General features: G+C 35.5%; 8 protein-coding genes. 4 read left to right on the forward strand and 4 right to left on the reverse strand.

Going from position 1 to position 8,371, the window contains the following annotated elements:
• Nucleotides 1–34: 34 nt before the first annotated feature.
• Complete coding sequence (locus tag ACIQXJ_RS20845) at nt 35–910, reverse strand: LysR family transcriptional regulator (protein WP_403057243.1); 876 nt, start codon at nt 908–910, stop codon at nt 35–37.
• A gap of 319 nt (nt 911–1,229) precedes the next feature.
• Here ACIQXJ_RS20845 and ACIQXJ_RS20850 point away from each other — a divergent pair, with 319 nt between their 5' ends.
• Together ACIQXJ_RS20850 and ACIQXJ_RS20855 are read left to right on the forward strand one after the other, a co-directional pair.
• Nucleotides 1,230–2,657 (forward strand): YfcC family protein, encoded by a 1,428-nt coding sequence (locus tag ACIQXJ_RS20850; protein WP_401012377.1) that lies wholly within the window; start codon nt 1,230–1,232, stop codon nt 2,655–2,657.
• Between the two features lie 155 nt (nt 2,658–2,812).
• Nucleotides 2,813–4,225, forward strand: a complete 1,413-nt coding sequence (locus ACIQXJ_RS20855; protein ID WP_403057246.1) for a M20 family metallopeptidase — start codon at nt 2,813–2,815, stop codon at nt 4,223–4,225.
• Nucleotides 4,226–4,309: 84 nt separating this feature from the next.
• On the opposite strand, the gene ACIQXJ_RS20860 is transcribed toward ACIQXJ_RS20855, so the two are convergent.
• Nucleotides 4,310–4,801, reverse strand: coding sequence for a hypothetical protein (locus ACIQXJ_RS20860; protein ID WP_403057249.1), 492 nt, complete (start codon nt 4,799–4,801; stop codon nt 4,310–4,312).
• A gap of 225 nt (nt 4,802–5,026) precedes the next feature.
• Between ACIQXJ_RS20860 and ACIQXJ_RS20865 the strand changes: the two genes are divergently transcribed.
• Together ACIQXJ_RS20865 and ACIQXJ_RS20870 are read left to right on the forward strand one after the other, a co-directional pair.
• Nucleotides 5,027–5,176, forward strand: coding sequence for a hypothetical protein (locus ACIQXJ_RS20865; protein ID WP_173479196.1), 150 nt, complete (start codon nt 5,027–5,029; stop codon nt 5,174–5,176).
• A gap of 129 nt (nt 5,177–5,305) precedes the next feature.
• Complete coding sequence (locus tag ACIQXJ_RS20870) at nt 5,306–5,524, forward strand: hypothetical protein (RefSeq protein ID WP_403057252.1); 219 nt, start codon at nt 5,306–5,308, stop codon at nt 5,522–5,524.
• A gap of 197 nt (nt 5,525–5,721) precedes the next feature.
• On the opposite strand, the gene ACIQXJ_RS20875 is transcribed toward ACIQXJ_RS20870, so the two are convergent.
• Together ACIQXJ_RS20875 and ACIQXJ_RS20880 are read right to left on the reverse strand one after the other, a co-directional pair.
• A complete protein-coding gene (locus ACIQXJ_RS20875; RefSeq protein WP_403057255.1) occupies nt 5,722–7,452 on the reverse strand; it encodes a cache domain-containing sensor histidine kinase in 1,731 nt (576 codons plus the stop codon).
• Between the two features lie 3 nt (nt 7,453–7,455).
• The coding region (locus ACIQXJ_RS20880; RefSeq protein WP_403057258.1) for a response regulator transcription factor at nt 7,456–8,371 on the reverse strand (916 nt) is incomplete at its 5' end.

An 8,371-nucleotide genomic window follows, 5' to 3' on the forward strand; every position in this document is an offset into this window, starting at 1 on the left:
TAAGGTCATCTAATATTAGGATTTTGTTCACGATCTAGTTATTACTTAGCGGACGATACATTTTACTCATTGAACTATAAAAGTCTTGTAAAATCGGATTGCTTAAGTTTTTTGTTAAGGCAATAAGTTTGACTGGAATGTTTGAAGTATAGGTTTCTAAAATAGTAGCCGACCCATCCACGATTTCCTTTCTTATTCTGCTTGTCCCAATTACTCCGAGATAGGGGTGATTGAGGACGGCATTTTTTATGCTCTCATCACTATTGCAGTGAATAGTATTTGGAAAGTGAATTCCTTTGTTCAATATTTCGAATTTTATAAAGGGAGCTCTAAGGTCAACCAATACAGGGTATTTTTCTAATTTGCTCTCCATTTGAGAAGTGTCATTAGCAACTTTACTTGAAGCGAAGAGCACTAAACTTTCATAGTCAATGCATTGATTGGAAATGTCTGAGTTTAAAGTTCTACCATTTACAATAGCAAAGTCCATCTCATTTTGTATTATCTTTTTTAAAGCCTCATCGCTACTATCTACAGAGTAAATTTCTATTAAAATATCTTGGTTCCTTTTCTGGAAATTTACTATATGTGGTAGAAAAAAACGGTCACAATGTTCATCTAATGCACAAACCCGAATAACTTGCTTTTCTCCTTGAAATTCTTCGATTCTCCTTTGCATCGTAAACATTTCATTTAAGATATTTTTTGCATGCTCATAAAGAATTTCCCCAGCTTTAGTTAGTTTCCTTTTATTGTCCACTTTTTCAAAGAGAGGTAAACCAATCTCATCTTCTAAGTGCTGTAGATGCTTTGTAACAGTAGGTTGTGAATAATTAAGGCGCATTGCTGCTTGAATTAGTCTTTTTTCTTCTGCTACGATTTGAAAAGTCTGAAGGTGTCTAATTTCCAATTACATAACAACCTTTCCTGTTAATTTCTGAAGCTATAAAGTAAATAAAAATGATTATATATTGCTGATTTAATTTTTGAAATATAATTATAACCCTAAATATTTAAAATAGTAATATTGAATATTCACTATTAGAATATCAATGACCTAAAATGCATTATAAAATGAAACCTATGAAAGCGTTAGCAATATTGGGTATTTTCTAAATTTTTCTAATTTTATTTTTTAGCCGAGAGGATGATTAAAACTCGACTGTTTTTTGAGTTAATTCATAGTAGGACAGATTGCTTTTTACACAAATCACAAAGGGGTGTTATGTTTGAGTACTGCCAAACCAATAAAGATAGAAGAAGGTACTGAAAAGAGGAAGAAGAAAAAGGGCGGTTTGAATGCTTATGTTCTAATGTTTTTAATCATTGTTGTTCTTACTCTCTTAACCTATGTTATACCTGCTGGTCAATACGCTAGATATGAGGAAAATGGTAGAACGATTATTGACCCTACAAAATTTGAATACATCACAAATACGCCTGTAGGTTTGCTAGACATGTTTAATGCATTTCACCAAGGGATGGTCAAAGGTGCACCAATTATATTATTTGTTCTATTAATTGGTGGTGCTCTTGGAATTATGCAAGCTACAGGATCCATTGATGCTTTAATTCGATTTACTGCACAAAAATTTGGTAAAAGAAAAAAATTAATTATTCCAGTGATGGTACTTCTGTTCTCGTTACTCGGTACCCTTATTGGAGCGGCGGAAGACTCGTTAGTCTATATTACAATAGTTGCTCCAATGACCATTGCCTTAGGCTTTGATGCGCTCACAGGTGTAGCGATAGTATTTCTCGGCATGATAGGCGCTGGATTTACTGCCGGTATTACGAATCCTTTTACAATTGGTGTTGCTCAAACAGTTGCTGAGCTTCCAATGTACTCGGGTATGGGCTTACGTATCGCTATTTATGTTATCTTCTACATTTTATCGGTTGCCTTTATTTTACGACACGTAAATAAAATAGAGAAAAATCCTGAACTAGCTGAATACGGGAAGTTTAACCCGAATGAAAGAATTACGTTTGATGACGATTTCAAGTTAAGTAAAAGACATGCACTTTCTCTTTTAGTGTTCTTAGGCTGCTTTATAGCGTTGATTTATGGCGTAATTAGTCTTGGCTGGTACATCAGTGAAATTGTAGGGATTTTCTTATTAGGTGCAATTATTATGGGACTTATCGGAAGACTTTCTGGCAATGAAATGACGGATGCATTTTTAAAAGGATGCTCTGAAATGATTTCAGGTGCGATGATTATTGGGATTGCTAATACAATTCTTGTCGTACTTACGTCAGGCAACTTATTAGATACGATATTACATATTACTTCTAATTTACTGAATGGCCTTTCACCAAGCGTAACAGCAGTAGGTATGGCAGTTGTCAATTTCTTTATCCATTTCTTAGTGCCGTCTGGAAGTGGACATGCATCATTAGTAATGCCAATTATGGCACCATTAGCAGACCTAGTGGGAGTAACAAGACAAACAGCTGCGTTTGCTACTGTAATGGGTGGCGGTGTTTCTAGTTTAATTATTCCGACAGGTGGCTTATTGTTAGCAGCTCTAGGTATGATGGGCATTCCTTATTCAAAATGGGCTAAATGGGTATTCCCTTATGTTGCTATTCAAATTGTTATTGTTGTGATTTTTTTAATTATTGCCCAGGCAATTAATTATGGACCGTTTTAATAGCAAAGATAAATCGGTATGTAGCATTCACTCTTTTCTATATTCGCCATTTTACTGAGCTGAGATGGCGAATTAATAGGGAAGTTTATTGCATTTGCTTTGATTTTGGATTAAAAAATTTTTAGCAAAAATATTATTCTAACGGGGTGAAAGAAATGGATTATCGTAAAACATTATCAAAGGTTATTGAAGAAAAACGACAAAAATTAATTTCTGTAAGTGATCAAATTTGGGGTTATGCAGAAACAGGATTTGAAGAGTTCCAATCAGCAGAATTATTATGCAACACTTTAGAAGAAGAAGGTTTTACTGTAGAGAAGGGAGTAGGCAATATTGATACTGCCTTTATTGGTAGTTATGGGATAGGGAAGCCGATTATTGCTGTTTTAGGTGAATTTGATGCACTAACTGGATTAAGTCAAGTGGGTGGAGATATTCAGTATAATCCAGAAGTAACGAATGGCAACGGACACGGCTGTGGACATAATTTACTTGGTACAGGAGCATTAGCTGCTGCCATCGCAATCCGTGCATATTTGAAAGAAAACAATCTTGAAGGTACTGTTCGTTACTATGGATGCCCTGGTGAGGAAATCGGTAGTGGTAAAACCTTTATGGTAAGAGAGGGGCTATTTGATGATGTAGACTTTGCAGTATGCTGGCATCCGTGGTCTCGAAATTCTGTTTGGTCCATGTCATCTCTTGCTTGCTACGAAGTGTCCTTTAGATTCAAAGGGAAAAGTTCTCATGCTGCTAGTACGCCTCATCTTGGTAGAAGTGCACTCGATGCAGTTGAACTAATGAATGTAGGTGTTAACTATTTACGAGAACATATTATTCCTGAAGCAAGGGTTCATTACGCTGTAACAAATACAGGTGGTGTTTCACCAAATGTTGTACAAGAAAAGGCAGATGTATTGTATTTTATTCGCGCACCACGCGTAGCTCAAGCAGAAGAAATTTATCAACGCATCTGTGATGTTGCAAGAGGAGCGGCTCTTATGACTGGTACACACGTGGAAATTGATTTTGCTTCCGCTGCTTCCGATATATTGCCGAATAACACATTAGAGAAAGTAATGCATGATAACTTTGTTGCTTTAGGTGTTCCACAGTATGATGAAAAGGAACAACAATTCGCGAAGGACATTCGTGCAACTTTATCTGAGGCTGATAAAAAAGAAGATATTAAGGCTAATAAAGAACTAGAAGGCAAAGATTTAGCACATGTTATCGATCCATTTATTCCATCAAACGGAATATTGCCAGGTACGAGCGATGTTGGCGATGTTAGCTGGGTTGTCCCAACCGTACAATGCATGGTAGCATGTGAACCAATTGGAACACCGCTTCATACTTGGCAGGTCGTTTCAACAGGAAAAACTTCAATTGCACATAAAGGTATGCTACATGCTGGTAAAGTTATGGCGGCAACTGCTATTGAAGTGCTACAAAATCCCGAAGTCCTTGAAAAAGCGAAGCTAGAATTAATTGAACAGCGAAATGGTGAGGAATATGTATGCCCAATTCCTCCTGAAGTGAAAAAGTATAAACTTCAAACTGTTTAAAATAGCTAAAATCCACTGTGCTCATATGCAGCACAGTGGATTTAGTGCCAGGCACTCAAACAATTTTGAATATTTTTAGGGCGCTTAACACCAAACAATGACTTCATGAGGCGTAGTTTGTGCAGGAATGCTTCTTGTCGTAGGTCCATAAACAACAATGAGAGTGCGATTTGCAGGGCTTTTTGAAAAAGGCTGCCCATTTCTAAGCAAAATAGGCGTGTATGGTGCAAGATTTAATTGTAATTGACCATCACTACTCAACAATTGAGAATTAAAAAAGTCTACTTTTACATTTTGATAGCTGTTTTCTTTAACAATGATAAGTGCTTGATATTGAGGAGGGTAGATTAAAGGTACAGGTGCATTCCCATCATAATAGCCAACAATGCGATCACCACGGCTTACAACTTCGTGATTTACAAAATAAGTAGAAGGTGAAATAACAAAATTAACAATGCCCCCTGCACCATTTTCTACCGTCATTAACGTATAACACCCTTCACTTTCACCGTTTTGCCCGACTGCAAAATCATTTATTTGTGTAACGGTACCCTGAAAAAAATTAAAATTTACCATACCCATTCCTCTCTTGAAAAAAGTTTAATCAATTACTTTCTGTCTACAAATACGAAAATAATCATCTTTTAATACATATCATTTTAATTTATGTCACAAGCCGTTTATGGGTGACAAGGTATGTTTCGCTTAATTATTTATTAAAAAGGAATAATATATTTTTTTCATAAATCACTATATACTTAACTTGGACTAAAACGTAATTTTTCTAAGGAGGGGAGCCTTTTGAATTGGATTTCTAAAAATAAGAAACCCTTTTTAGCATTCATCGTTATTATCATAATTATTGCGGGTCTGCTCGATATTAAATATGAGGGACTATTCTTTCAAATGTTACCTAAATCTTTGCAATCTTATTTAGCTAACATGTTTTAATAACGTTTCATCTTATATGCAATCTTTTTATAAATAAAAACTCATTAGCTTGGCCAAACTTTAAAATGAAAAGTATTTGAACAGATTATCTGTTTTATTACTTTTCAATAAAATCAATGGGGGATGGCTATGTCAAATATAAACACAAATTGTAACGATGCAAACATTAGGGACAAGCATAGTGCGAAAAAACGAGAAGTAAATCAAAATGGCAAAAAGCTCTATAAAGAGGAGTTTGGCTCTGATTTCGATTTTGATGCAGCTTCAGCTCAAGCAAATAACTTTCCTGAAGCACAAGGGAAAAAAAATAACCAGCAACCGGTAAGTGAGCGGACTGCATGGCACTAGTTTTTATTTGACAACTATTCAATTCATTGAGTTAAGGACTAAGGTATAAGCCTTAGTTCTTTTTTATTTAAAATGAATAAAGATAGCTGCTGCTTTTGAGATTTTCTGCAGGAGTGGATGACTGATAAAAGGCATCAAATCATGCTTGATGCCTATTATTGTTGTAGAATTAAACGATTCATCTATAATGCTTTTCTTTAATTCATTTCTTGTGGAATTTTAATTGTGACTGTCGTACCAATTGCTAAGCTTGAATTGATTGTGATTCCATAGTTAGGGCCATAGTATAATTTAATACGTTGATCTACATTTTGAATGCCAACGCCACCAAGCTTTGTTGGCTTCTCTGTAGATTCTCTATTTAGTTGTTTAACGTCAAAGCCTTGTCCATTGTCTCGAACTATAAGCTCCACATCATCTCCAATAGGTATCGCACTAATATGAATATGACCATTACCAGGGGTACTTCGAATACCGTGATATAAAGCATTTTCAACAATTGGTTGTAGAAGAATTTTTGGCATTCGTACGTTTCGTATCGATTGATCACAGACAATCTTGTAATGTAATTTATCGCCGTAACGTTCTTTTTGAATAAACAAATATTGACGAACATGATCTAATTCATTTTCTACGGTTATCATTTCATTCCCACCACTAAGCGATAAGCGGAAAAATTGAGCAAGTGCTTTTGTTATTTCGATTACCTTCTCACTGTCATTAAACTCCGCCATCCAAACAATTGTATCTAATGTATTGTATAAGAAATGAGGATTAATTTGACTGTGGAGCGCACAAATTTCTGTTGCTCTTAAGTGTTTTTCCTTTTCTGTAATTTCCTGCATTAGTTTTTCAATTTGCACAATCATACCATTGAAATATTTTGCTAAACTTTGTGCCTCAAAGCATCCTTTTTCATCGATTGGTATTTCTTTTAAGCCATGTTCGATATTTTGCATCGCTTTTTCCAAACGTTGGAATGGTATCGTGATTCGTCCAGCAAATAAAGCAACACTAACAGCAGCTATAATAAAAAGAATCATGCCTACTAATAAAAAGATTTCGAGCAGCTGCCTTTTAATCATTAAAAGGCCGTCTTGTGAGGAGACCCCAACAAATGTCCAGTCGGCATTATTCAGCTTATAGGTGTGCGTTAACGTATTTTTTTCTTTATCATAGCCCGCTTGATTGGTGATAATTTGCTGTAATTGTTGTTGTTTTAAGTAATTTTCGAAATACGCGGTATCCTTATGATAAACGACTTCCCCGTTGTCATTTATAATGAATGAAAAACCATCCTTTCCTAAATCCAAGTTAGCTAAAAAGTCTTCGATAACTTTATATTGGATATCGATAAGCAATACACCAATATTTTGACCTTCAGCATTTTTTATTTCGCGGCTAATGGAGATTACCCAGTTATCTTTATCCATTGAAAAGTGCTGCATACGAGCAGATGTCAGCACAGGCTTGCTGCCATTATTAACAGCTGCCACATACCATTGTTCCTTCATCATATTGCTCGACATACTCATAATTAATCCCTTTTCATTGGACAGTACTTGTCCATCTTTACTAACAATTACAACCGATTGAATGAATCGATCCGTTGCCATCGTTGTTTCAATCATAGACAGTAGATTATGCTTTATAGTAGGGTCTCGCGCTGCACTTGAAAAATACGTTACAAGCTGGGGGTTTTCAGCGAGTAAACCTGATACTGCTTTAAGACGATCGATATAGAGGTCAATATACATACCGCTCTTTTCAACTGCCGTTTTCGTGCTAGATGTTGCTTCACTTAACACAACAGAAGCAATACTGTAATACAAAATAACGCCCATTAATAATAAAATAAGCCCACTCGCTTTTAAATAATGAAGGGCAATTTGCATGCGTAAAGTTTTCAATATATTTGATTTCTTCATCCGCTATTCTCTCATTTTTTCTCTAAATTGATTTGGAGAAATATCAAATTTCCTTTTGAATGTAGCGCTGAAATAATTGGGATCGTCAAAGCCTACAGCAGCTGCAATTTCGTAAACTTTCATATCTGTGCTGAGCAAAAAGATTTTCGCTCTATCTAAGCGGATGGATAGCATATAATCTTGAAAGTTTTTACCGTATAGGCTCTTAAACAAGCTACTTAAATAGGAATTACTGAGTGCCATTTGTTTTGCTAAATAGCTTAAAGAAAAATCGACATTTGCAATGTTACGGTCTATTTCTTTTTGAATTTTAGCTTTATAGCCTGTGTCATTATTTATGTTTGTTTCATTCAAAATTCCTTTCACAAGCCGAGATAGCTCATGCTGACTTTGTGTTGCTTGAATTTTTGCTATCAGATTTTTTAACGTTTCTTGAATGTCTTTTTTAGAAACGGGTTTTAAGACGTAATCATCAATGCCTGCCTTTAATGCAGTTACGGCATAATCAAAATAATCATAGCCTGTAATAATAGCGATTTTTACATTTGGTTTAATTGTTTTTGCTGTAATGGCGAAATCGAGGCCGTTCATTTTCGGCATATTGATGTCAGCTAAAACGAGGTCAGGACTATGGTTTTTAAAGATTTCAAGTGCGGTCTCTCCATTTGATGCCTCAAATACTTCAGAAATGGAAAGCTCCTCAAAGTTAACAAAGGAGCGAATTCCTTTTATGATGATCGCTTCATCATCGACCACTAATAATTTGTACATCGTATCACCTCTTTGAGAAAATACATAAAGGTATTGTCCTATCAGTAGCTCTAAGTATGCAAAAAGATATTCTAAATCGTAAAAATCCACTACGCTTTCCGTGGGCACAGCGTAAGCCGCAACCGTCGCTAACGCGCCGCCTGTTGCA

Source organism: Lysinibacillus sp. NPDC097868, from assembly GCF_044761135.1.
Lineage (GTDB): Bacteria > Bacillota > Bacilli > Bacillales_A > Planococcaceae > Lysinibacillus.

Coding starts and splice junctions, on each gene's coding strand:
- ACIQXJ_RS20855 (WP_403057246.1), top strand. CDS start 2,813: ATGGATTATCGTAAAACATTATCAAAGGTTATTGAAGAAAAACGACAA.
- ACIQXJ_RS20860 (WP_403057249.1), bottom strand. CDS start 4,801: ATGGTAAATTTTAATTTTTTTCAGGGTACCGTTACACAAATAAATGAT.
- ACIQXJ_RS20870 (WP_403057252.1), top strand. CDS start 5,306: ATGTCAAATATAAACACAAATTGTAACGATGCAAACATTAGGGACAAG.
- ACIQXJ_RS20875 (WP_403057255.1), bottom strand. CDS start 7,452: ATGAAGAAATCAAATATATTGAAAACTTTACGCATGCAAATTGCCCTT.